30 protein-coding genes, 5 tRNA genes and 1 pseudogene are annotated in these 23,733 nt (G+C 56.2%); all 36 read left to right on the plus strand.

Features of this window, described 5'->3' with window-relative positions:
- Nucleotides 1-4 precede the first annotated feature (4 nt).
- The 36 genes and pseudogenes from A2V21_310510 to A2V21_310685 all read left to right on the plus strand — a co-directional run bounded on the left by A2V21_310510 (nt 5) and on the right by A2V21_310685 (nt 23,673).
- Nucleotides 5-664 (plus strand): hypothetical protein, encoded by a 660-nt coding sequence (locus tag A2V21_310510; protein ID OIJ74655.1) that lies wholly within the window; start codon nt 5-7, stop codon nt 662-664.
- A 36-nt stretch (nt 665-700) separates the two neighbouring features.
- Nucleotides 701-1,564, plus strand: a complete 864-nt coding sequence (locus tag A2V21_310515) for a hypothetical protein (protein OIJ74656.1) — start codon at nt 701-703, stop codon at nt 1,562-1,564.
- A 38-nt stretch (nt 1,565-1,602) separates the two neighbouring features.
- On the plus strand, nt 1,603-2,001 hold the full coding sequence (locus tag A2V21_310520; GenBank protein OIJ74657.1) for a hypothetical protein: 399 nt from the start codon (nt 1,603-1,605) through the stop codon (nt 1,999-2,001).
- Between the two features lie 175 nt (nt 2,002-2,176).
- Complete coding sequence (locus A2V21_310525) at nt 2,177-3,061, plus strand: hypothetical protein (GenBank protein ID OIJ74658.1); 885 nt, start codon at nt 2,177-2,179, stop codon at nt 3,059-3,061.
- A complete protein-coding gene (locus tag A2V21_310530) occupies nt 3,058-3,489 on the plus strand; it encodes a hypothetical protein (protein OIJ74659.1) in 432 nt (143 codons plus the stop codon). Before A2V21_310525 ends, A2V21_310530 begins: the two co-directional genes overlap by 4 nt.
- A 17-nt stretch (nt 3,490-3,506) precedes the next feature.
- Nucleotides 3,507-4,598, plus strand: coding sequence for a hypothetical protein (locus tag A2V21_310535; GenBank protein OIJ74660.1), 1,092 nt, complete (start codon nt 3,507-3,509; stop codon nt 4,596-4,598).
- Nucleotides 4,599-4,613: 15 nt separating this feature from the next.
- Entirely contained in the window at nt 4,614-4,988 is a 375-nt protein-coding gene (locus A2V21_310540) for a hypothetical protein (protein ID OIJ74661.1), read from the plus strand.
- Nucleotides 4,989-5,119: 131 nt separating this feature from the next.
- Nucleotides 5,120-5,386 carry a hypothetical protein gene (locus tag A2V21_310545; protein OIJ74662.1) on the plus strand — a complete coding sequence of 89 codons (267 nt, stop codon included), beginning with the start codon at nt 5,120-5,122 and terminating at the stop codon, nt 5,384-5,386.
- Nucleotides 5,379-6,302: a hypothetical protein gene (locus A2V21_310550; GenBank protein OIJ74663.1), complete on the plus strand. Its 924-nt coding sequence runs from the start codon at nt 5,379-5,381 to the stop codon at nt 6,300-6,302. The genes A2V21_310545 and A2V21_310550 overlap by 8 nt, the downstream gene beginning before the upstream one ends.
- 10 nt (nt 6,303-6,312) lie before the next feature.
- Nucleotides 6,313-7,086: a hypothetical protein gene (locus A2V21_310555; protein ID OIJ74664.1), complete on the plus strand. Its 774-nt coding sequence runs from the start codon at nt 6,313-6,315 to the stop codon at nt 7,084-7,086.
- Between the two features lie 20 nt (nt 7,087-7,106).
- Entirely contained in the window at nt 7,107-8,825 is a 1,719-nt protein-coding gene (locus A2V21_310560; GenBank protein ID OIJ74665.1) for a hypothetical protein, read from the plus strand.
- A 9-nt stretch (nt 8,826-8,834) separates the two neighbouring features.
- Complete coding sequence (locus A2V21_310565; protein OIJ74666.1) at nt 8,835-9,290, plus strand: hypothetical protein; 456 nt, start codon at nt 8,835-8,837, stop codon at nt 9,288-9,290.
- Between the two features lie 10 nt (nt 9,291-9,300).
- The gene (locus A2V21_310570) at nt 9,301-9,627 is read left to right on the plus strand and encodes a hypothetical protein (GenBank protein OIJ74667.1); all 327 of its coding nucleotides are present in this window, start codon (nt 9,301-9,303) and stop codon (nt 9,625-9,627) included.
- 3 nt (nt 9,628-9,630) lie between these two features.
- The gene (locus A2V21_310575) at nt 9,631-9,864 is read left to right on the plus strand and encodes a hypothetical protein (protein OIJ74668.1); all 234 of its coding nucleotides are present in this window, start codon (nt 9,631-9,633) and stop codon (nt 9,862-9,864) included.
- Between the two features lie 11 nt (nt 9,865-9,875).
- A complete protein-coding gene (locus A2V21_310580; GenBank protein OIJ74669.1) occupies nt 9,876-10,235 on the plus strand; it encodes a hypothetical protein in 360 nt (119 codons plus the stop codon).
- Nucleotides 10,232-10,417: a hypothetical protein gene (locus A2V21_310585; protein ID OIJ74670.1), complete on the plus strand. Its 186-nt coding sequence runs from the start codon at nt 10,232-10,234 to the stop codon at nt 10,415-10,417. Before A2V21_310580 ends, A2V21_310585 begins: the two co-directional genes overlap by 4 nt.
- Nucleotides 10,418-10,513: 96 nt before the next feature.
- Entirely contained in the window at nt 10,514-10,729 is a 216-nt protein-coding gene (locus A2V21_310590; protein ID OIJ74671.1) for a hypothetical protein, read from the plus strand.
- Nucleotides 10,730-10,856: 127 nt separating this feature from the next.
- Nucleotides 10,857-11,780 carry a UDP-3-O-[3-hydroxymyristoyl] N-acetylglucosamine deacetylase gene (locus tag A2V21_310595; protein ID OIJ74672.1) on the plus strand — a complete coding sequence of 308 codons (924 nt, stop codon included), beginning with the start codon at nt 10,857-10,859 and terminating at the stop codon, nt 11,778-11,780.
- 347 nt (nt 11,781-12,127) lie between these two features.
- A complete protein-coding gene (locus A2V21_310600; GenBank protein ID OIJ74673.1) occupies nt 12,128-13,126 on the plus strand; it encodes a phosphate starvation-inducible protein PhoH in 999 nt (332 codons plus the stop codon).
- Nucleotides 13,126-14,832 (plus strand): hypothetical protein, encoded by a 1,707-nt coding sequence (locus A2V21_310605; protein OIJ74674.1) that lies wholly within the window; start codon nt 13,126-13,128, stop codon nt 14,830-14,832. The genes A2V21_310600 and A2V21_310605 overlap by 1 nt, the downstream gene beginning before the upstream one ends.
- Nucleotides 14,747-15,163: an rRNA maturation RNase YbeY gene (locus A2V21_310610; GenBank protein OIJ74675.1), complete on the plus strand. Its 417-nt coding sequence runs from the start codon at nt 14,747-14,749 to the stop codon at nt 15,161-15,163. Before A2V21_310605 ends, A2V21_310610 begins: the two co-directional genes overlap by 86 nt.
- A 5-nt stretch (nt 15,164-15,168) precedes the next feature.
- Nucleotides 15,169-15,684, plus strand: a complete 516-nt coding sequence (locus A2V21_310615; protein ID OIJ74676.1) for a hypothetical protein — start codon at nt 15,169-15,171, stop codon at nt 15,682-15,684.
- A 9-nt stretch (nt 15,685-15,693) separates the two neighbouring features.
- The gene (locus A2V21_310620; GenBank protein OIJ74677.1) at nt 15,694-16,422 is read left to right on the plus strand and encodes a hypothetical protein; all 729 of its coding nucleotides are present in this window, start codon (nt 15,694-15,696) and stop codon (nt 16,420-16,422) included.
- Nucleotides 16,419-17,942 carry an apolipoprotein N-acyltransferase gene (locus A2V21_310625; GenBank protein ID OIJ74678.1) on the plus strand — a complete coding sequence of 508 codons (1,524 nt, stop codon included), beginning with the start codon at nt 16,419-16,421 and terminating at the stop codon, nt 17,940-17,942. Before A2V21_310620 ends, A2V21_310625 begins: the two co-directional genes overlap by 4 nt.
- A gap of 3 nt (nt 17,943-17,945) precedes the next feature.
- Nucleotides 17,946-19,056: pseudogene (locus tag A2V21_310630) on the plus strand (peptide chain release factor 2).
- A 284-nt stretch (nt 19,057-19,340) separates the two neighbouring features.
- Nucleotides 19,341-19,415, plus strand: a tRNA-Thr gene (locus A2V21_310635).
- 216 nt (nt 19,416-19,631) lie between these two features.
- Nucleotides 19,632-19,716 (plus strand) — tRNA-Tyr (locus tag A2V21_310640).
- A 17-nt stretch (nt 19,717-19,733) separates the two neighbouring features.
- Nucleotides 19,734-19,807 (plus strand) — tRNA-Gly (locus A2V21_310645).
- Between the two features lie 53 nt (nt 19,808-19,860).
- Nucleotides 19,861-19,936: transfer RNA gene (locus A2V21_310650), tRNA-Thr, on the plus strand.
- Between the two features lie 43 nt (nt 19,937-19,979).
- On the plus strand, nt 19,980-21,179 hold the full coding sequence (locus A2V21_310655; protein ID OIJ74679.1) for a translation elongation factor Tu: 1,200 nt from the start codon (nt 19,980-19,982) through the stop codon (nt 21,177-21,179).
- 32 nt (nt 21,180-21,211) lie between these two features.
- Nucleotides 21,212-21,361 (plus strand): 50S ribosomal protein L33, encoded by a 150-nt coding sequence (locus A2V21_310660; protein ID OIJ74680.1) that lies wholly within the window; start codon nt 21,212-21,214, stop codon nt 21,359-21,361.
- Between the two features lie 76 nt (nt 21,362-21,437).
- A tRNA-Trp gene (locus A2V21_310665) sits at nt 21,438-21,513 on the plus strand.
- A gap of 42 nt (nt 21,514-21,555) precedes the next feature.
- Nucleotides 21,556-21,747: a preprotein translocase subunit SecE gene (locus tag A2V21_310670; protein ID OIJ74681.1), complete on the plus strand. Its 192-nt coding sequence runs from the start codon at nt 21,556-21,558 to the stop codon at nt 21,745-21,747.
- Between the two features lie 16 nt (nt 21,748-21,763).
- The gene (locus A2V21_310675; protein ID OIJ74682.1) at nt 21,764-22,294 is read left to right on the plus strand and encodes a transcription termination/antitermination factor NusG; all 531 of its coding nucleotides are present in this window, start codon (nt 21,764-21,766) and stop codon (nt 22,292-22,294) included.
- A gap of 252 nt (nt 22,295-22,546) precedes the next feature.
- Nucleotides 22,547-22,972, plus strand: coding sequence for a 50S ribosomal protein L11 (locus A2V21_310680; GenBank protein ID OIJ74683.1), 426 nt, complete (start codon nt 22,547-22,549; stop codon nt 22,970-22,972).
- Nucleotides 22,973-22,977: 5 nt separating this feature from the next.
- On the plus strand, nt 22,978-23,673 hold the full coding sequence (locus A2V21_310685) for a 50S ribosomal protein L1 (GenBank protein ID OIJ74684.1): 696 nt from the start codon (nt 22,978-22,980) through the stop codon (nt 23,671-23,673).
- Nucleotides 23,674-23,733: the final 60 nt, after the last annotated feature.

The raw sequence follows: 23,733 nt of genomic DNA on the forward strand, positions 1-23,733 counted from the left end.
TAACATGGTTGACGAACTTAAAACGGCTGAAGGCGACGGCAGGACCGGAGAGGACGCCCGCAAGGTGACGTTTTTCCCAGAGCAGCAGGCAAGGGTGCAGGAGCTTATCGACGAGGCCTACAGAAAGGCATACTCCAAGGCGCAGAAGGCCAGGGGTGGGGCCGAAGAGGTAGAGAAGCTCAAGGGCGAGGTCGAAAGGCTCAAGGAGGAAAGGAAGACCTCTTCTTTGCTCAAGACCATATCAAGGCACAGCGTTGTCGATGTCGAAGAGGTGGCGGAGCTCGTGAAGGGCAGGGTGAGGCTGGAAGAGGACGGAAGCCTCAGGGTGCTCGGCGAATCAGGCGCCGTCAAGATCAACACCTCCGGCCAGCCCGCCACAATAGACGAGTTCATCGCTGACTGGCTGAGCGAGCGTCCCCATCACCTGAGGGCGGCAGGGGGCATCGGGGCAGGTTCTCAGGGCGCACGCTTCGGCGGGAGCGGCGTAAAGCAGAACCTGACGGATCCGGCATCGTGGCGCACCATGCCGAGGGAAGACCTCGACAGGCTACTCAATGAAGGCGTAAGCGTACAGGGCTCCGCGGGCCAGACCTACAGGTTCAGGGATGTGAAAAACCCGTTCCTTGAGGCCCGCCGGAGAAAGTTCAACTCCGCGGCGGTCTGATAAAGAGCGGAGCCAAGGAAAAAAAGGAGAACCGGAATGGCAAATGAAGTGACTACCGCTGCGGGTTCCGCAGGAGAGCTCATAGCGGCTGAAATAGTATCAAGGCTTGTAATCGACGCGGCGTACGCTGAAGCGGTCATGCCGGCACTTGTAAGGGTCGCGGATATATCCGGGTCGTCGACATTGAGCGTGGACTTCCCGAAGTGGCCTCTCCTTACGGCCTCTGACCTTACAGAAGCGACCGACATGAGCAATACTGCCGTGAATACCACCTCGATGCTCGTTACCGCCGATGAGGCCGGCATAATGATAACCGTTACGGACATGCTCCTGAACGGTGCTGGCCTGGGCGGGCTTGAGCCATTTGCCGAGGAGCTTGGAAAGGCGTTGGCAAGCAAGATAGACGCCGACCTCTTGTTGAGCGCGTCCAGCTTCACTAATAGCGTCGGCACCTCTGGCGCGGAGATGACGGAGGCGGATTTCCTTTCGGCTATCTACGCCCTCGAACTGGGGAACGCCAAGGGCCCGTTCGTGGCGGTGCTCCATCCGTACCAGGTGAGCAACTTAAGGGGAGCTATCGCTTCGTCCACCGGCGCAGTATGGGGAGGGGCGTCCGCGCCAGCCGCCCAGGTAGGCTCGCTCGGCTCGCTCTACGGCGTGGACATCGTGCAGTCCACCAACTGCCCGTCGGTCAACGCTAACGCCGACAGGCAGGGCGTGATGATGCCGCTTGGAAATCAGTCAGGTCTGGCCTATGTCCTGAAGACCGGGGCCAAGACCGAGTTCCAGAGGGACGCGTCTTTGCGCGCCACAGAGATCATAGTGACAGCCCTTTACGGCCACAGCTGCGTGAACACGGCCGCAAACGGCGGCGTGAAGATAATAACCAACCACGAGTAGACAGCAGGGGAGGGGCCGCAAGGCCCCTCCGATTTTAAATGGACATGACTTTTAAAGCGTACATGAAAAAAGGGTATATCCCGCTCGCGCTCAACAGGTATGCCGCAATCGCGTGGCAGGGCGAGTACCTCGGCGACTTCTGGATGTGGAACGGGCAGTATAACGCTGGAGCGGGGAGTACGCCGCAGACCGTTAAGGTAACAGCCCTCAAAGAGGCGGCGCTAAGGTACTGGAGGGATAAGTGGGTGCCTCTCAAGTGGGATGAGGATCTCCTTAAGCGGATGGAGGACGCGCTGAGGGCCCATAAAGGGCTAAAGGCCGAGGGCGTGGCATTCCCTGCCGGACGTTTTCTTCCGGAGCCTGGGGCAGTGCCGATTGCAAAAGATGAGGATGAAAGCGCCTATGAAAGAGAGAAAGGCTGTCGAGAGGCTCATTGAACGGATGTACAGGGACAGGCTCAAAAGGACTGGTAAGCTCCCTGGTCAGGCAGAGGTGCGCGAAATGGAGAAGAACGCTCACGACACGGCCCGGAAGGCAGATAACAAGATGGGCAGTAGATAGCAGGCGGCAATTCAGCGATAACCGCATTCGAATTTTTAAAACGGAGAAGAGATGAAGCAGCAGTTCATCGTAAATACGGCCGACAGTTTTCAGACTTATATATACGAGAACAATAGAAGGATCGTCCCCGACTCGGCATCTGTTGTCATATACAGTCCTGGCGGAGAATCGCTCGTCGAGAACGCGCAGATGGGGATAGGCCTGGACGGCCTGCTGAGCTATTGGCTCTCCCAGTCTGAAAATTCAACAGCCGGGCTCAATTACAAGGCCGCTATCGAGTATGTATATGAGTCCAGGACGCATTACGCCACTATCTTCTATGATGTGGTCAGGTCGAGGCTCGCGAAGGTCATCACCGACGAAGACCTTTCAGCCGAGTTGCCGCAGCTCAAGGAGAGCGGATGGAGCGTGAGGGGGACGGCAGAGGGCGGGACGGAGAGCGCCATAATCGACACCGGGCTTAAAAGGTATGGCGACGATTATTTCACCGGCGGGCTCGCCTGCCTCCCGGAGAAGGATGAGACCAGGGAGATAATCCTTTTTACAGCCGGGACCGGGACGATAACGGTCGAGCCGTTCTCATCTGCGGTAGCCGCCGGACAGAGCTATATCCTTACCAGGTCTTTTGCGAGGGAGATACAGAGGGCCTTCGAAAAGATCGAGGCAAGGCTCCTGAGGTCGGGCAAGAGGCCGCATCTGATCCTTGATCCTTACGATCTCCGCGAGGCGCATATCTTCCTTTCCGTCGCTGAAGCGTGCAAGGGGCTTGCCGCGCAAAGCAAGGGCCTGTGGTGGGAGCTCTGGAAAGAATACGAGAGGAAGGCCGATGAGGCGCTTTCAGGGATGACCCTCAAGTATGATTCGAGCGAGGACGGGGCATTTTCCGGCGAAGAGCGCGCTACCAGGCTCATGGGCCTTAAGGCGGGCAGGGGATGACAAATTACGAAGTGATAGCCGCGATCACGGATAATATCGAGAGTGCGCTCAAGAGGCAGGGGCTTAACTTTTCAAGAAAGACGTTCGAGAGCCCTGAGAGCATACCAGCGGGAGCGCTCCCACTTGGGCAGATATTCTATCTGGGAGAAGAATTCGGGGGGAGCCTTGGAGAGAAGCCAAAGTATTGTGACGCGGCTTTTCTCATAAGGATAATATTGGCCGCCAGAGAACCGTCGGCTCTCATACGGGAGCAGCAGAGGACCACTCATTCAATACGGGGCGCGCTCACTGTGGACTTTCTCAACAGCGGCGCGCTCTCGACGATCAAAAGCGTAAGCAGGGTGAATATAGAAAAGACCGATGTCGTGAACAGGGCCGGGATGTCGGACCTGAATATGAAAGCGGCTGTAAGGTACAGGGAGCCCTGATCCCGGGAGGAGAAGATATGGCCAGAAACACTATATACGCGGCGCTTGGCGAGGAGGCCGAAAGAGGTACCAAGGAGTCCCAGGTTGTGGGATTCGTGCCCCTTTTAAGCCCCGGCATACCCAAGACGGAGTTCGATGACAGGAGGCGAAAGGAGTTCAGAGGCGAGGAGGCCTCTCTGGGAGAGATCTCCGTAACGCGTTTTTCGCGTAAATGGAGCGCGGCCCTCGAGGTCCCGTTCTTCACCGAGACAGCACCGTCAAAGGGGCTTATGGGGACGCTCTTGAAGCACTTCTTCGGTAGCTGCTCGTCGGGGCAGAACGGCGCTACAGGACAGTACCATCATATGATGCGCCCGGCGGCTGACCCGTTCTCGGATGAATGTCTGGGGCAGAAGGGGATAACGCTCAACCTCAATATAAACGAGGGCGCAAGCGTCAGGAACTGGCCGTACGTGGGCGGCAGGGTCAAAAGCCTAAGCTTCGCGCAGGAGGCGGGACATCCGCTTAAGCTCACGGCGGAGCTTGTGGGACAGAGGCGGGAGGAGGACACGGCTGAACTGGGCAGCCCCGTATTCGCTGAGGAGAACCTGAGGTGCGATTACAATAACCTCGCCATATATACGGGCCCCATCTTAAGGACAGGGACGGCGCCGGATTTTACCGGGTTCTCGCCAACCGGGGCAACACCCTTGCGCCCCGATAAGGTAACGATAAAGATGGAAAACGGCTTTGAGGACGCGCTCAGGCTCTCAGGCCTGGATTACCCGGACAAGACGCGCATGGGGCAGTTCATGGTAACGGCTGAGATCTCTATCGACTGGGAAGACCCGGCCAACGGCTTCTCATCGGCAAGCGAGTTCAGGAGCTGGATGGCCGGCGCATCCACAACAAACCTCCTCTTCCATTGGGATACCGGGACACAGGCTGGAACTGGCGATAACCACGGCCTTTATATAGACCTTCCGAAGCTCCTGAGGACCGGAGGGGAGCCTCAATATTCGCTCGATAAGGACCCGATGGTAACCCTCAGGTACGAGGGGCTTTATGACCCTGATACGACGAAGTACATGGCTGGCGTCATGCTCAGAAACACAGCCCAGGCTGTATAAAGAAAAGGAGCTTACATGGCTATAATCAGCTTCGACAGGGAAAGCGTGATCGATTACATACCGGAGTACGGCGGCAACAGGGAGAGCCTGGACCCCTGCATAGTAAGCCTCAAGTTTGTGCCGTATTCCAGGGTGCAGGAGTACTCAAGGCTTCTTGTCGCCAGGACAAGGGGGCTGGCTGACCAGGCCAGGGCAGCTGAACTCGCGCACCAGGTCCAGAGAAAGCAGTTCGTTGAAAACGTCGAAGGCATACAGGGCTACTTTGTAGCCGAGATGAGGGTCACAGACCCGGGTGAGTTCTATGATACCGCCGATACAGACCTGGTGATAGAGGTCATAAGGGCGATGGAATCGAACTCGAAGCTGACCGAGGGACAGAGAAAAAACTGATCGCGGGCTTCCGCTGGGCTTACAAAGCAGCCAGCGGGAGCCCCTTCGAATGCGGCTGTTGCGGTGAAAGCGACAGGGAGGCCAGGAACTGCGGTAACTTCAAAGGGCTGTCCGGTGAAGCGCTCTCTGTCGTGGAATATACCCCGGAGATAACAGGGGAGCTTAAGAGGAAAGGTTGCAGCAAGGTCATGAGCCTCGGTGATTTGAGGCTCTATGAGTGCCCTTCAAGCTACTTCGACGAGGAGACGCTTAAAATCGTGAGCCTCGTATTCCTGCTCGAAGGGACGGGGCGGCTGTACCACGCCGGGCAATGGGCTGACCAGCCATGCTGGCTGGTCGAGGCTGTGCAGATCTTCAATTCTGAAAGGGCGAGGCTCGCTGGAGAGAGAGATGGCTAAGAAGGCGATGGATGTAGTGATAAGGGCAAAGGACGAGTTCTCCGGCCCCCTGGACGGTTTCGGGAAGAAGTTTTCATCAGCCTTTGAGGAAGCAGGCAAGAGCCTTGAAAGGCTCAACTCATCGAAGGGCATTGAGGGCTTTTCGTCTACGGCCGAAAGGTATGTCTCTGGCGTAAGCAGGGCCTTTGCCGGACTCAGGAAGGTAATTGAGGAGGTCCCGGAGTTAAAGCCCTTCGATGAAAAGGAACCGGACGAGGAGGCCCGCCTTCAGAGGCTCAAAACCGGCAACAGGCTCTTTATAGACGAGAAGACAAGGTTCGCGGTTGAGGAAAGGGCGCTTGCCGAAGGTCGCCTCAGGGAGACAGAGGAGATGGAGAGGGTCTCGTGGGCTGCGCGGCTTCAGTACGCCGAAGCCGCCTCGGCCATGATGTCGAATACCTTCCAGAACCTCTTCATAGCGACAGGCAGCAAGCACAGGGCCATGTTTGAGGCGATGAAGGCCTTTGCCGTGGCGGAGACGGTCGTACAGACATACAGGGCCGCGCAGGGCGCTTACGCAGCCCTGGCCCCTATACCTGTGGTCGGCCCGGCTCTCGGCGCTGCCGCGGCTGCCGCGGCCATAGCGGCGGGGCTTGCGCGCGTAGAGCAGATAAGGAGTACCGAGCCCAGGGGCGCGACAGCCTCAATAAGCGCCGGCGGCAGGGCCAACCCGCAGTACTCCGGAGGCTCTCCAAGCGCGTATCCGGTCCCGACGAGGCTCGATGAAGGAGGGCCTGCACAGTTCATAACGGTACAGATATATAACCCCCTCTCAGAGCAGAACTGGCAGAAGATAGTAGAGGACAATATTATCCCCGCGATAAAGGATGCAGGCGACAGGAATATCTCGCTCAGCATCAGGAAGATGGAAAGCTAAAGGAGTTCGGATGGCGCCCTGGGCTAAGATAAAGTTCTTTTGGAAGACGATGCTGGGCTCTGAGGGCTCTTCTCTCACCGCGAGTTCGGCCCTTTCAGGCTTCGACGTCGGGAATATCCATAACATGATGGAGACCGGCATGTGGATGGCCTCGGAAGCTGCCGGGCCGCACTACATTATCTATGACGCGGGCGTTGGGGGCGGGGAGGGCGCGGATTACCTGGCGGTGTCAGGGCACAACCTCTTCTCCTCAGGGGCCATGGTCTCGCTACAATATTCAAGTGACGGGCAGGCCTATACTGACGCGTTAACACCCTTTACCCCGTCTTCGGACAGGTCGTTCGTAAGGGAGTTCTTAAACCCGGGCCCGTTCAGGTACTGGAGGCTCGTCATAGAGAACTCTTCGGTCCAGCCCTGTCTCGGTATCTGCATATGGGGCCTTTCCTCAGAGCTCGATTACGCGACCTCCTCATTCGATCCCCATGAGCAGGAGATAAAGGCGGCAGTGAACCTGAGCCAGGGCGGGTACCTTGCAGGGGCGCACGCCAGCTACACCGAACGCTCGATCTCTCTTAAATTTGAAGACGCTGACCCGTCACTTTATGAGCGAGTGAGCGAATGGTGGGAGAGTAGCGGCATGAAGAACATCTTCGTCATGTGGGAACCGGCAGGACATCCCGAGGAGGTCTTTCTCATGAGGCCGGAGCCGAGGTTCTCTAACCCCTTGAAGTACGGCGGGGCTCGCAGAGACATATCTATCGATCTCACAGGCAGAAAAGAATAACGGCTGCAGGAAGGCGGGAGATGGCGATACGTTTAAGCAACAGGTTTGTAAGCGAGCTTGAAAACGGGGTGAACGTCCCGAATGTCGTTATCGAGCTTAAGCTTGACGGAGGGACGGTACGCTTCGGATATCACGGCAGGAACGTGCTCCCCGTCGTCCGATTCCTGGCAGACGGGAGCCATGGTGCGGATGGCGCCGTTTTCGCGGCTGGAAGTGATGAGCTGCCTGGCGTGGTCCCTGCGCTTAAATCGGTCTCTTCTCTCCAGAACAAGCTCGACCCGAAGTCAGGCTTCTCCACGAGAGGGCAGCTTTCCATTGTCATATCAGGCAGGGAAAACTTCAGAAAACTCGTCTCGGGCGAGCACCTTAAGAACAGGCGGGCTGTAAGGCGGGACGGCTTCCTCTCGCCTGGGTTCGCGTGGCCTGACTACGCCGCGACCTTCACGGGAAAGATACTCGACTGGTCGAGAAAAGGCGATGACCTGACCGTAGTCATCGCGGACGATCTCAAGGACGCTTCCGCGAAGATCCCTGAAGAGAACGCTTCCAAGACGCAGTATATAGACTACAGGGGCATGAACCCCGTTGACATAATGGTGGATATCCTTCTTGACAGGCTCGGTATCCCGCCTGCCGTCGTCGATCTTGAAAGTTTTTGTCTGGAAAGGGATACGTGGCTCGCCGGCTGCCGGTTTGAAAGAGTATTGACCGAGCCTGAAGAGGCCAACCAGTATCTTAACGAGCTGCAGGTTGAGACCAATTCCTTTATCGTCCATGACGGCGAGAAGATCTCTTTCAAGGTCTTTGCCCCGCCAGCGCCATGGGAAGACGTTGAGGAGTGGACGGACAAGACCATCCTTGGTAATTCCTTCAGCCTGAAGAGCGGATGCAGGGATAACTTTTATAACCGCGTTGTGGTCTATTTCGATTATGACGAGTCAGGCGGAGAAGATGAGGAGAGCTTCGAGTCGGTGATAATAGCCGTCGACCCTTCCTCCCAGGCGCCGGCCGAGTGGGATGAGGCGAGCACCAGGGTCATCAAGAGCAGGTGGATGCGCTCCACCGCCTTCACGGACACATCGAATATAACCGGGGTCAAGGTGTACCACGTCTCAAGGGCAAACGGGGCCGGGGAAGGCACGCTCTCCTTTGAGATATCTTCCATGTCATTGACATGGACCGCGCCAGGGGGGCTTGCCGGAGAGCCTGTGAAGCTATCGAAGGAGGGCAGGTACCAGGTCTTTGATGCGGACAGGAACAAGTACGTAAGGGTGATCGTCACTTCGCAGGAGCTTCCAGCTGGTGATTCCGCGGATACGGTCTTGATCTCGCGAAAAGAAGGGGAGGGGCAGGCGACGGCGATAGCGTCCAAGTTGCTCAACAGGTACCGGGACCCGGTTGCTACAGCGAGCCTCGATATCGATATCAACAATATGGCATTCCAGGGCCTGTTCATAAAACCCGCCGACCTTAAGGACTTGACTACTGAAGAGGCCTGTACCCTGGGCTATGACGGCTGGGAGAAGAACAGGCTCATGCTCACGAGCGTAAGGCCGGATTTTTCTACCCATAAGGTCTCAGTCGAGGCGATAGAGACAAGGATGCTGAGGAGGTATGGATTTGTCGCTCCACCGGGGTTGCCGGATCATCCTTCCGCAACCGCACGGCAGAGGGCCTATGGTTTTGTGGGTGGCGTTGGCAATTCTACAGGGGAAGAGGACGGATATTATATCTGGTAAGGAGAGGACATGGCAGAGCCGACATACCAATGGAACGATATCGCCGCGTCTCAGACCGACGCGGACAGCCCCATAGACACTACCCTGATGGAGGGCATAAGGCAGAACCTTACGCACATGAAGGAATGGCTGGGAGAAAGCTTCTCGCCTGCAAAGGACCACGACCACGACGGCATAAACAGCAAAAGCGTCCTCCTGGCCGACTCGGTCGTGACGGTGGCCAAGCTCAAGATGGCGCGTGGCAGTTTTTCAGCCTCTACAGGCGGTGATTTCTATATCTCCATAAGCAGGTACTCACATATGCCCGGCCTCTATAAGCCCACTGGTAATTACGCGATCCAGCTCTTCTGCGATACGCATCCGTCTTATACCGGAGGCGCTTCAGATCTCTATGAGGTGACCGCCAGGGCTCAGGCCGGCAGCAACGAGATTTTTTATGTCTACTGGGACTATCACACGAATTAAAGGAGGAAGTATGTACGCTGAGGTGCTCCATGACGCTACCGGGGATATAAAGGCATGTTACTGCGCGGATACCCTGCCAGCGGAGCCGGGCAGGCCTATGCTGAGGTTTGATGGCGTGCCGCAAGGGCTTGCTCACGCCAGGCTAAACTTCGATACCATCACGGCGATGGAAATAGAAGGGGCGAGCGCGCCGAAGGCTCAACTGGATGAGGCCGGCATGCCTGTCGTTGTGAGCATGGACAGGACAAAGTATATAATCGAGAACTTCCTCGTCGACCTCGACGAGGAAGCGGTCTACTACGGGATAGCCGTGAGAGGGCTTAAACGGAAAGGATAACCGATGGAGGCGCGGGAGAATAAACCGGCAGAGGAGCTGGCAGAGCTGGTGGCCCAAAAGCTCTCGGCAAGGTTCGGGGCGTGCGGGTTCACGCCCGCGGAGCAGGAGGCTGTAAAAGACCTGCTTCGGACCAAGAGGAACGCTGTAAGGGCTTTTTTATGGATATGCGGCGCGGTCATGCTATGGGTGCTCAAGGATGTATATGTTTACATCGCCGGGCACCTGACATTCAGATAAGGAGGCCGTACTTGGAGCTTTCAGAGAAGCAGCGCAGGTTCCCGCAACTGGTAGCAGAGCTTATACGCTTCGCTTACGACAGCGGTTTCGAGCTTACATTTGGAGAGGCGTACAGGACAGAGGAGCAGCAGAGAGTATACGTGCGGGAAGGCAGGAGCAAGACAATGGCCTCGCGCCACAGGGACAGGCTTGCCATTGATTTCAACCTCTTCAAAGACGGGGATTATATAACCAATGGAGAGGCTTACAGGGCCCTTGGTGAAAAGTGGGAGGCCTTGGGCGGCAACTGGGGAGGCAGGTTCGGGGTAAGGGCCTGCGACTATGACGTGAAGACCGGCTGGGACGCCAACCACTTCGAGTACTGGCCATGATCGATGAGAAGAGCGCGATCGTGGAAATAAAGTCTATTTCTCTCAACGCGAGGCATTACCTGCAGCATATGTTGAGGAATGGCCTCCAGTCGGTTCTCGCCGGTCTGGAGGAGGGCTCAAGCGAGGAGGCGGCAGAGTGCGTCAAGGAATTGTCTTGCGAGCTTGGCAGGCTCGGGCTCTGAGCGTTGGGTCGTAGTCGCTTTAAAACCCCTTGACCTTCCACTTCTGATTGACACTCCGGGTCTACGCGCCTATACTTTACCAATAAGGTTGACGCGATGCCGGGCCTGGGAAAAGCTTTCATAATAATAGGGGTAGCACTTATCATCATCGGCCTTCTTGTCGCCTATGGTCCAAGGGTCCCTTTTCTTGGGAAGCTGCCCGGCGATATCTATATAAAAAGGGACAATTTCGTCTTTTACTTTCCGCTCGCCACTTCAGTCATTGTCAGCATAATACTGACTCTCATCATATATCTATTCACAAGGCGATAGTGTTGTAAAAAAGAGAAAATCCGCTCTTTTGTGGTAATAAAACTACACCTTCGCCGAAGTCATTTTTTAAATCATTTGAAATATCAGAGGATTTTTTATGGCATGTTTATTGCTACATACAGAAGTAATGATGATGCAGCAGACTTTAAGGAACGTTATAGAGTTCTCTGGCGTAGGGCTTCACACCGGTTGCGAGGTCAGTGTAAGGATCCTTCCTTCATGCGGGGATACCGGTATAACCTTTTTCAGACGCGACCTTCCCGGCTCTTCTGCCATAAGGGCCGTCTCGTCTAATGTTACTTCCACAAGCTATGCGACCTCGTTAGGCTCAAGGGGCGCGACTGTTTCCACTATAGAGCACCTCATGGCCGCCTTCTACGGTATGGGCGTTGATAACGCCATCGTGGAACTCAACGGCCCGGAGGTCCCCATAATGGACGGCAGTGCCGCCGAGTTTGTCGGCATGGTTGAGTCCGCGGGGCTCGTAACGCTTTCTACCCCGAGGCGTTATATGGTAATAAAGAAGCCCATCAAGGTGGTCGAGGATGACAAGTACATCTTCCTCATGCCCTCTGAAGAAGCCGGTCTCTCGATAAATTACGCTATCGACTTCTCGCACCCGTTCCTTGCCAAGCAGTCCTTCTCAAGGCCTTTTTCGAAGGATGTCTTCAGGAAAGAGCTGGGCAGCGCCCGTACCTTCGGATTCTTGAAGGACGTGGAGATGCTCAGGGCCAACGGCCTTGCCAGGGGCGGTTCCCTTGAAAACGCCATAGTCATAAGCGATACCGAGATATTGAATGAAGGCGGGCTAAGGTACCCTGATGAGTTTGTAAGGCACAAGGTGCTAGACCTTATGGGAGATATTTCGCTTGTGGGCGCGCCTATAATGGGTAAGCTTATCGCCTACAGGTCAGGTCACGCTCTCAACCACAAGCTTGCGCAGGAGATATGGAGAAAGCCGGGCAGGTGGGAGTTCTCTGATCTTTCTCCGGTCGAGGACGCTGTTTTTGCGCCGAGCGCCGCGCTCCTTGAGAAGATGGCGACAATTTAGCCTGTATTGACCGATACCGTCAAAGCCCCCTTGTGGGGCTTTTTTTTTAGCCTGGCTGACGGATAGCCTCTTGAGAGTCCTGAAATTGCAAAAATATCTGATTTATGTTATTATTTTTACGGAAGTGTGGGAAGATTCTTTATAAACACAACGAAAGACCCCTCCCAAGAGGGGTCTTTGACTTACAGGACGCTTAAGAACACAGAGTTTGCTTAAGTCAAATAAGCCCCATATGCGAGGCGATTCTCGCCGTTTGATGAATGAGGCGTACCTGGAGTGTACGCCGCAGTGAGTCGCTTTGAAGCCAATGACGCAGATGGACTTATTCATGCCTCTCAGTGAAAAGCATGGCGATAGAGAAAAACGGGACGATAAAAAAGCAGGTCACCCTCGGGGACAATAACCTCGCCGTGCGCCTTTTCGGGGAGGGCGGAGAGAACCTTAAGCGCTTCGAGAAGAAGCTCGGCGTGGAGATAAACACCAGGGGCGCGCTCGTGACCATAAACGGGACCCCTGAGAAGGCCTTGCTTGCCGAAAAGCTCATACTCGGCGTCTACGACCTCCTTGAAAAAGGCTACCCCCTTTATCCTCACGACCTTGACTATGCCGTCAGGATGATGATCAACAACAGCGAGGTGAAGCTTTCTGACGTCTTCATGGACACCGTCTACATCTCGTACAGGAAAAAGGTAATAGCCCCCAAGAGCGTCGCCCAGAAAAGGTACATAGACGCCATACGCGGGCACGACATCGTTTTTGGTATCGGGCCGGCCGGCACCGGAAAGACATACCTTGCCATGGCGATGGCCGTAGCGGCCCTTATGAGCAAGGAGGTCGACAGGATAATACTTACCAGGCCAGCGGTCGAGGCGGGAGAGAAGCTCGGCTTTCTCCCCGGTGACCTCGCGGCAAAGGTAGACCCGTACCTGAGGCCGCTCTATGACGCGCTCCACGACATGATAGATTTCGACAGGGCGCAAAAGTTCCTGGAGAGGGGCGCTATCGAAGTCGCCCCTCTCGCCTTCATGAGGGGCAGGACCTTGAACGACTCGTTCATCATCCTTGACGAAGCGCAGAATACTACGATAGAGCAGATGAAGATGTTCCTCACCAGGCTCGGCTTCGGCTCAAAGGCCGTCATAACGGGGGATATCACGCAGATAGACCTGCCGCTTGCGAAGCCATCCGGACTTGTCGAGGCCCAGAAGATACTCGAGGACGTGGAGGGCATCGACTTCATAATGTTCTCTGAGACCGATGTGGTCCGGCACCCGCTCGTGCAGAAGGTAGTAAAGGCCTTCGATCGGATAGAGCAGAAAAGAAAGTCCGCGGTAGAGGAGCCCTGATGTCTTCACAGGAGCAGGCCATTCCAAGGAAAAAGGATCCGTTCGGAGACTCAGCGAGAAAGTTGGGGCTGCTGCTTCTCATGGGCCTGCTAGCGACCGTCCTCTATTTCCCTAACCTCACGTTCAGGGGATACGAGTACAGCCCCGGCGAGGTAGCCAGGACCGACGTGAAATCCCCGGTGGAGGCCGCAGGCCAGGACGTTATCGTAAGAAAGGGCGAGATAGTCGTCCGCGAAGGGCAGGTCGTAACAGCGAGCGAGATCAGGAAGCTCAAGGCCATCGAGTCCTCGGTCAGGCGGGAGAGGTCAAGTCTTCCGGCGCTCGGTTTTTTTGCCCTGACGGCGGCCCTTATCTCGGCAAGCTATTACTTCTCCAAGAGGAATATACGGAAGTTCTCCTCGTCCCCGAAAGACCTGCTCCTTATGGGAACGGTCCTCGCCGGCGTACTCGTGCTGCTTAATCTTTCAGATACCGCGGCCCTTGTGATGACCGACCTCTTCCCCGGGTCATCCTCCGTTTACAGGTACATAGTGCCTGTGGCTGTAGGGCCGATGCTGGTGCGGCTCCTTCTGAACTCGGAGACCGCCTTTGTATTCGCCGCCGTAAGTTCTGTCATAGCGGGCTATTTCGTCGGGGGCCTTGATATGGCGGCCTTTGCGCTAGCCGGCGGAATGGCTGGCGCGGCTGGGGTAAGACACTGCACCCACAGGTCTATTGTGATCAAGGCCGGATTGCTGCTCGGGGCGGTTAACGCGGCTGTGCTCCTCTGCGTATTTTCCTTGAAGGGCACTCTTCTGGACTCGGCATTCCAGCTCGCGGCAACCGGGGTGCTCAACGGTGTCATCGCTTCGATACTCGCCATAGGGCTGGCACCGGTCCTTGAGGTGCTCTTCCAGTACACTACCGATATCAGGCTCCTTGAGCTCTCCAGGATGGAGCACCCGCTTTTAAAAGAGCTGGCCATAAAGGCGCCGGGCACCTACCACCATTCGCTCGTCATAGGCACCCTGGCCGAGGCTGCCGCGGAATCCATAAACGCGAACCCGCTGCTTGCCCGCGTCGGCGCGTATTACCACGATATCGGCAAGGTGAGGATGCCGCAGTACTTCATCGAGAATACCTCCGGCGAGAACAGGCATGACAAGCTAAGCCCCTCGATGAGCTCCCTCATACTCTCCAGCCACGTGAAGGAAGGGGTGGAGCTTGCCCGGAGGTACAGGCTGGGCTCGGAGATAACCGACATAGTGGGCCATCACCATGGCACCGCCCTTATTACCTATTTTTATCGGAAGGCAAAGGCCGAGGAAGGGGAACTTGAGGTGCGGGAGGGAGATTACCGCTACCCGGGACCCAAGCCGCAGACAAAGGAGGCGGGCATCGTAATGCTCGCGGACGCCATCGAGGCGGCGAGCAAGACGCTGCCAGATCCTACCCCAGACAGGGTACAGTGGCTTACTCAGAAGATAGTAAACAAGATATTCTCGGACGGCCAGCTTGACGAGTGCGAGCTTACGCTCAAGGACCTGCACGCCATTACAAGGAGCTTCAACCGTGTATTCGCCGGGATGTACCATCAGAGGATAGAGTATCCGGAGACGGTAGATATACTGAAGGAGAAGGATTTTGAAGGTCCTGGTCCAGGGAAAAAAGGGTCGGATAGCGATAAAAAAGATGGCAGAGGCCGCCTTAGAAGGCTTGGGGTTTGACGACTGCGAGCTCTCAGTGCTCCTTACCGATGATAAGGGGATAAGGGAACTAAACAGCGAGTACAGGGGCAAGGACAAACCCACTGACGTATTGAGCTTCCCCATGGGCGACCCCTATATGCTGGGCGACGTCGTGATATCGATGGAGAGGGCAAGGGCGCAGGCGGTCGAATTCGGCGTAAGCGAGGGCGAGGAGCTTGCCAGGCTCATGGTGCACGGGATATTGCACCTGCTGGGCCACGACCATGTAAAGGGCGGGCGTCAGGCCAGTAAAATGAAAGAGAGCGAAAAGGCGCTTCTTGGGCTCTTAAAGGAAAAGGGGTTGGTCTGAAAGGGATGTCGATCCGGAGTGATTTCAGGAAGTACCTAATAAAGGCGTTTGAGATAGTAAAGCTTAAAGGGGAGGCGGCCAGTGAAGCCGCCTCTGATGAAGCGGCCCTTCTACCGGGCATAGCGGTACTGGCCATAGGCGGCCTGGCCGTCGCCATAGGAGCGGTATTGCAGGGTGGCGCCGGGTCGCCCATTGAGGCCCTCTTCCTCTTCATTTTCGCCCCGGTGCTCAATGTGCTCCTTTTCTCGCTTTTTATCGCGGTCTTCCATACGGTCGCGAGGCTCTTCGGGGGCAAGGCCTCCTTCCAGTCGTATTACAGGGCCGCGGCCCTGGCCTCTATCGTAAGCTGGACACAGGCCATACCAGTTGTAGGCACCTACTTGAGCGTCTGGAGCATACCGGTGAACGTCGTCGTCCTGGAGAGCGTCCACAAACTTCGGCGCCTTGAGGCTGCCGCGGTCATAGCGCTCATGATGGCCTCGTCGGTGTCGCTGCTTTATTACGCGGGCTTCCTGGGCTAAAAAGGTAGCATGGAGAACGGAGAAGTAAGAAAACCGAGGAACTGGTTCGAAAGCCTGAACTACGCCATTGAGGGCGTTATCTACGCCTTCAAGACGCAGCGGCACATAAGATACCATTACGTGATCGCCGCCGCCGCGCTCCTTCTAAGCCTCTTTCTCGAACTCCCGATGGTCGAGTTCGTTCTTTTCGCGATGTCGATTATAATACTCCTTTTCGCTGAGATGATGAACACGGCCGTGGAAGAGGCCGTTAACCTCGTCGAGGAGAAGCATAATATGATTGCCAAGAACGCGAAAGACGTATCGGCAGGGGCTGTCCTTATAGCATCGGTGGGCGTGGCCCTCATGCTATACATGATATTTAACAAGTATATCTATGAGCCGATGGGCGTTGCCCTGAGAGAGGCCAGGACGCTCTCAGGCCACATCGCGATCATCTCGCTCCTCCTCGTCCTTATCGCGGTCGTCACCTTCAAGGCGACTATAGGCAGGGGCAGGCCCCTTCACGGCGGCATGCCGAGCGGACACGCTGCTGTGGCCTTCTCGATATTTACGAGCATAAGCCTTCTGAGCCTCGACCCCCTCGTTGTCATGCTCTCTTTCGCGCTTGCCGTCATGGTGAGCCACTCAAGGCTCCTGGGCGGCATACATACCCGGCTTGAGATATTCCTCGGCGGGCTCCTCGGTTTCGGACTTACCTTTTTTGTCTTCCGCATATTCTTCCTGACGCTGAAATGAGACCGCTTGCCCTCGCGCTGATATCAGGCATATCGCTTGTCTTCGCCTTCCCGCCTTTTGGGCTGGGGGCCCTGGCGTGGTTTACCTTCATCCCGCTCATTCTGGCCCTCGAAGGGCAGGGAAAGCTCAAGGGCTTCCTTCTCGGAATAGCCTCCGGGGCCGCCTTCTCCCTTGGCGCGGTCTACTGGGTAGTGCATTCGATGAGCAACTACGGAGGGGTGCCTGTGTACGCGAGCATCGCCGTGATGCTCCTGCTCGTGATCTACCTGAGCCTCTATTGGGGCGTATTCGGCCTTGTCTACACCCTTGCCTCTCCGATGGAGAGGACCGCCAAGCTTCTCATAGCCCCGGCTGTATGGGTGGCGCTCGAATACATGCGGGGCTATCTGCTCACAGGATTCCCATGGGTGCTTGTGGGCTATACGCAATCTGATTATCTGCCCCTTATCCAGGTGGCGGACACGACCGGGGTATGGGGCGTATCCTTCGCGGTTATCGCTTTCAATACGGCCGCGTCCTTTGCCGCCTCCTATCTTCTCCGCAGGGAGGGCAGGGCCCCTGTGCTGCCCCTGGCCATCGCCGCCGCCCTGGTCGCGACGATCGCCTCTTACGGCTTCGTCAGAATGAAGGCCGTCGACAGGGATGTCGAGAGGTGGAGCGGTATAAAGGTCGGGGTCGCGCAGGGCTCGATAGACCAGGCCGTGAAATGGGACGGGCGATACCAGGATAGCACTATCGACATCTATACTGCCTTGACCGCTGAGGCATCGGATGCCATGGCCAGGCTTGTCATATGGCCTGAGACGGCGATACCCTTCTATTATGAACCTGGCAAGGTCAAGGATGGCCCCGTTGGCGAGATAGCGAGAAAGTCAGGTTCATATATATTGACCGGGAGCCCCTCTTATACTTATAATCCGGTCTCGAACGAGGCCAGGTATTTCAATAGCGCGTATCTCCTCAACCCCCTGGGAGATACGGTCGGCAAGTACGACAAGTTTCACCTGGTGCCTTTCGGCGAGTATGTGCCGCTTCGGGGCATGCTGCCTTTTGAGAAGCTTACCGCTGGAATAGGGGACTTTGACGAAGGCTCGGGGCCCGTGCCCATCCCTTTCGAGGGGGGCGGCATCGGGACGCTCGTATGTTTCGAGTCCATCTTCCCGGAGATATCTCGCGGTCACGTAAGAGGCGGGGCCACGGTGCTCGCCAACCTTACTAATGACGCGTGGTTCGGATATACCTCAGCACCGTACCAGCATTTTCAGATGTCTGTTTTCAGGGCCGTTGAGAACAAGTCATTCCTGGTGCGCGCGGCCAATACCGGCATAAGCGCCGTGATAGACCCGAACGGCAGGGTAAGAAAAAAGACCGGGCTTTTCGAGAGGACGATGATAGTCGATGAGGTGCGCATGCGCCAGGGCGCGCTTACGTTTTATACGATGTATGGTGACCTCTTCGCGTTGGGATGCTCGGTCATAGCCGCGGTATTCGTCGGCACAAGACTTAAAAGGAGAAGATAAGGGATGTTCGAGGAGCTAAAAGAAGAACTTCAGGCGGTCAAGGGAAAATTCGAGGACCTAAGGAGCTTTCTTTGACCAGGCTGCCAAGGTAGACGAACTTGACGAGATAGATGCGAGGCTCTCCGACCCCACGGTCTGGTCAGACCAGGAGGAGGCGCAGAAGCTCACCAGGAGAAAGGCGGAGCTCACCTCTGGCATGGGCAGCATCGGCAGGATCGGCTCCCTTGTCGAGGACGCCGAGGTGCTACTTGAGCTCGCTGACGAGGCGCATGACGAGGCCGTCTCCAAAGAGGCTGGAGAAAAGCTCAAGGAGGCGAGGGCGGCCATCCGCAAGGCGGAGATACAGAGGATGCTCTCCGGGGAGCACGACCGCTCGAACGCCATAGTCTCCATCCATCCAGGTGCAGGCGGCACCGAGGCGCAGGACTGGGCCGACATACTGCTGCGCATGTACCTCAGGTGGGCCGAGTCGAGGGGCTATAAGGCCGAGGTGGTCGATTTCCAGCCAGGGGACGAGGCCGGGGTCAAAAGCGTCACATTCACGCTCTCCGGCGAGTACGCTTACGGGTACATGAAGGCTGAGGGTGGCGTGCACAGGCTCGTGAGGATCTCACCTTTCGACGCCAACAAGCGAAGGCATACCTCCTTTGCCTCTGTCTTCGTATATCCGGAGATAGAAGAGGACGTCGAGGTCGACATAAACGATGTCGACCTGAGGGTCGATACATTCCGGGCGAGCGGCGCAGGCGGCCAGCACGTCAACAAGACCGATTCGGCGGTGAGGATAACCCACATGCCGACCGGCATCGTGGTCCAGTGCCAGAACGAGAGGAGCCAGCATAAGAACAGGGCCTTTGCGATGAAGCTCCTCCGGGCCCGCCTCTACGAGCTAAAGCTCAAGGAGCAGGAGGCCAAGATGCAGGAGTTCGCTAAGGATAAGCGCGAGATAGCCTGGGGAAGCCAGATAAGGTCTTATGTGATGCAGCCGTATAGGCTGATAAAAGACCACAGGACGGGCTTTGAGGTGGGCAACATCGACCCGGTGCTCGACGGAGACCTCGATCAGTTCATAGAGGCTTATTTGCAGATGCTTTCAGGGGTGGGCGCGAAATAACCCGGAGTTCTTCGGCAATCTGTTAAAGCCGGGCCTCCTTGGGACTTATAAAAAAACCGGCAGGTTTTTGAAACAGGTGTTATAATAAATAATCTCTTCTGAAAGAGGATGGGAGCCGGATGCAGGCCGGATTGCGAGCGATTCGGCCTGTTTGTTGCCGCCCTGCCGCTAAAAAAGCCCTTGACAAAGTAGAGACAGTGCTTTATATATTTATATTCAGTTTCCGCCGTCCAGGACAGGTGGGGTCTGCCGTTTTTCTATTTTCGCGTTTTTCCAGTATTTACGCTGGCGTAGCTCAACGGTAGAGCAGCTGATTTGTAATCAGCAGGTTGCGGGTTCGAATCCCATCGCCAGCTCCAGCTGATTCGGTGTGCTAACCAGCAACTATGTCCGGGGCAACGTGGGGACCATTCCCCGCATGTTTTTCGATCTCCCGGAGCTTTGCTTCCGGTCCTTGACATGCATGTCGGGACAGGCGTGCGAAGACAGAAGTTTGCTTTTTGAAGATTCCCCGCGGGGATTAAAAGCCTGAGCCGTTTTATAAAGACGGATCAAGGGTTTAAAAAGCTTGGCACGGAGGGGTTCCCGAGCGGCCAAAGGGGGCAGACTGTAAATCTGCTGGCTCAGCCTTCGGAGGTTCGAATCCTCCCCTCTCCACCATTATATCAGGAAATCCCGCGGGTGTAGTTCAATGGTAGAACTCCAGCCTTCCAAGCTGGATGCGTGGGTTCGATTCCCATCACCCGCTCCATTTCCACATAGTAGGGGGTTGCGCGAAGCGCAACAGGGAAGATAAAGGCAAACGCCCATGTAGCTCAGTTGGTAGAGCACTTCCTTGGTAAGGAAGAGGTCAGCGGTTCGATCCCGCTCATGGGCTCCAGTTCAAAACATCAAAGAATAAAATATATTGCCGGGAGGAGAAAATGGGCAAGGCTAAATTCGAGAGGGGAAAGGCTCACCTGAACGTAGGCACGATAGGCCACGTTGACCACGGGAAGACCTCGCTAACCGCGGCTATAACCAAGGTCCTGAGCTCGAAGGGATACGCCGAGTTCCTGGCATACGAGAATATAGACAAGGCGCCTGAGGAGAGGGAGAGGGGTGTAACGATCTCCATATCCCACGTTGAGTATCAGACCGACAAGAGGCATTACGCCCACATCGACTGTCCTGGCCATGCCGACTACATAAAGAACATGATAACTGGCGCCGCGCAGATGGACGGCGCGATACTGGTTGTTTCCGCCGCCGACGGCCCGATGCCCCAGACAAGGGAGCACATCCTCTTGGCCCGCCAGGTCGGCGTGCCCTATGTGGTGGTCTTCCTCAACAAGGTCGACATGGTCGACGACAAGGAGCTTCTGGACCTCGTTGAGCTTGAGGTGAGGGAGCTTCTTAACCAGTACAAGTTCCCCGGGGACGATATCCCTGTGATAAAGGGCAGCGCTCTCAAGATACTTGAGTGCGGCTGCGGCAAGAAGGAGTGCGAGTGGTGCGGTGCTGTACACCAGCTTACCGATACGCTCGACACCTACATCCCCGATCCCAAGAGGGAGATAGACAAGCCGTTCCTTATGCCGGTTGAGGACGTCTTTTCGATATCAGGCCGCGGCACGGTTGTGACCGGCAGGGTCGAGAGGGGCGTTGTCAAGGTCGGCGAGGAGATAGAGATAATAGGGCTTCGTGCCACTCAGAAGACCATCGTGACGGGTGTTGAGATGTTCAGGAAGCTTCTGGACGAGGGCAGGGCCGGAGACAACATCGGCGCCCTCTTGAGGGGCACCAAGAAGGAAGACGTTGAGAGGGGTCAGGTCCTTGCGAAGCCGGGTTCAGTGACCCCGCACACGAAGTTCAAGGGCGAGGTCTATATCCTCACGAAGGAAGAGGGCGGCCGCCACACCCCGTTCTTCAACGGCTACAGGCCTCAGTTCTACTTCAGGACTACCGACGTTACCGGGATAGCGAAGCTTCCCGAGGGTGTTGAGATGGTCATGCCCGGAGACAACGTTAACATAGACGTAGAGCTTATAAACCCGATAGCCATGGAAGAGGGCTTGAGGTTCGCCATCCGCGAGGGCGGCAGGACCGTCGGCGCGGGTGTTGTTACAAAGATACTTGAGTAAAGCGGGGCTCCCGCGGAGGATAAGAGGATAAGATGAGGGACATAATCACTCTCGCCTGCACCGAATGCAAGCGCAGAAACTATTCGACTACAAAAAACAAGAAGACCACGCCTGACAGGCTTGAGCTCAAGAAGTACTGCAAGTTCTGTCAGAAGCACATGGTGCACAGGGAAACCAAGTAAGCGTCCAAGGCCCGGTCAAACGGGCCTGTATCGCTTTTGTTCCCAGGCATTTTCCGGACTTGAAAGGCAGAGCCACAGGGCAGTAGCTCCAACGGTAGAGCGGCGGTCTCCAAAACCGCATGTTGGGGGTTCGAATCCCTCCTGCCCTGCCATTTTTTGTCCGGTAGTGAAGGAAGGCTGGTCAGACCGGAACTATGGAAAAATTAGACAAGGCTAAAGAATTTTTTAACGAGTCCAAGCAGGAGCTCAAGAAGGTTACCTGGCCCACGAAGCAGCAGACGGTAACCTCCACATGGGTGGTCCTCGCGGTCACGTTCGTGCTGGCCATATTCCTCGGCCTTGTCGACCTGGTCTTTTCAAAACTGGTCGGCTTAATCTTGAAGTGAGGGTGTGAGGGTTTAGATGGGGAAAAAGTGGTACGTAGTGCATACCTATTCAGGGTATGAGAACAAGGTCAAGGCCGCGCTCGATGAGAAGATAAAGGCGGTCGGCAAGGAGGACCTGTTCGGAGAGGTGCTGGTTCCTTCCGAGAAGGTCGTGGACATGGTCAAAGGGGTAAAAAGGACCACCTCGCGCAAGTTCTTCCCCGGTTACATCCTGATTAATATGGTGCTTAACGACGAGACCTGGCACCTGGTAAAGGATATACCCAAGGTCACAGGCTTTGTGGGCGGGCAGGAAGCGCCCCCGACGATCTCCGAGGAGGATGTCCGCAAGATAACCCGCCAGATGGAAGAAGGGGCGGTAAAGCCCAAGCCCAAGGTGAGCTTCGACAGGGGCGAGAACGTGAGGGTCATAGACGGCCCCTTTACAAACTTTGCCGGGGTAGTCGAGGAAGCGAAGCCCGAGAAGGGCAAATTAAGGGTGCTCGTAAGCATCTTTGGCAGGGCCACACCGGTTGAGCTCGATTTCGTCCAGGTAGAGAAGGCTTGATCCAATAGAGGTTTCAACCACACCGGCGATTTAGCGTTGGTGATGACGTGACCGGAGGCCTCAGGTGGCCGAAGGTTTTCAAGAAGGTTTCAACCACACCGGCGATTTAGCGTTGGTGATGACGTGACCGGAGGCCTCAGGTGGCCGAAGGTTTTCAAGAAGGTTTCAACCACACCGGCGATTTAACGTTGGTGATGACGTGACCGGAGGCCTGAAAAGCCGCTTGCACGGTTCGGATAATGAGAGGAAGAGATGGCAAAGAAGGTAACAGGACAGGTTAAGCTGCAGATACCTGCCGGGAAGGCTAACCCTTCTCCCCCGGTAGGCCCCGCGCTCGGCCAGCACGGCGTGAACATCATGGAGTTCTGCAAGACGTTCAACGCAAGGACGCAGGCCCAGGAAGGCATGATCATCCCGGTGGTCATCACCGTTTACGCGGACAGGTCGTTCTCGTTCATAACGAAGACCCCTCCGGCGGCGGTGTTGCTATTGAAGGCCGCAGGAGTCGAGAAAGGCTCAAAGGAGCCGAACAAGACCAAGGTGGCCAAGGTAACGAAGAAGCAGGTCGAGGATATCGCAAAGCTCAAGATGCCGGATATAACTGCCGGAAGCCTGGAGGCGGCCATCAAGACGATTGAGGGCACGGCCAGGAGCATGGGCATCACGGTGGAGGGTTAGAGGCGATGGGAAAAAAATATGAAGCCGCCAAGGCCAAGATAGAAGCCAATAAGACTTACGATATGGAAGAGGGGTTCAGGCTGGTCCCCGAGACGGTCTGCGCCAAGTTTGACGAGACCGTCGAGGTCTCCGGCAGGCTGGGCGTTGACCCCAAGCACCCCGAGCAGATGGTGAGGGGCACTATCGTCCTTCCCCACGGCATCGGCAAGACCGTCCGCGTGCTGGTATTCGCAAAGGGCGAAAAAGAGATCGAGGCAAAGGAAGCCGGCGCGGACCTTATCGGCGCCGAGGATATGATAGAGAAGGTGTCGAAGGGCTGGCTGGACTTTGACGCGATAGTCGCCACCCCGGATATGATGGGCGCGGTCGGAAAGCTCGGAAAGGTGCTCGGTCCCAGGGGCCTTATGCCGAACCCGAAGCTCGGCACCGTGACCTTCGATGTGAAGAAGGCCGTATCGGATCTCAAGGCCGGAAAGGTCGAGTTCAGGGTCGACAAGGCCGGCAACATCCATGTTCCTGTCGGAAAGGCCTCCTTTGGCTCACTGAAGCTCAAGGAGAACTTCCTGTCGCTCATGGAGGCCATCGTAAAGGCGAAGCCATCGGCGAGCAAGGGGACCTATCTCCGCAGCCTTTTCATCTCCACGACCATGGGCCCGAGCATCAGGCTCAACTCGGTCGAGGTGAGGAACCTGTTTAAATAGCGTATGCCGCCTTCGGCGGCTGTAGCTTTGTTTTTTTACATAACGGTCAAAGACAGTAGG

It is taken from the genome of Deltaproteobacteria bacterium GWC2_55_46 (assembly GCA_001595385.3).
Lineage (GTDB): Bacteria > Desulfobacterota > GWC2-55-46 > GWC2-55-46 > GWC2-55-46 > UBA5799.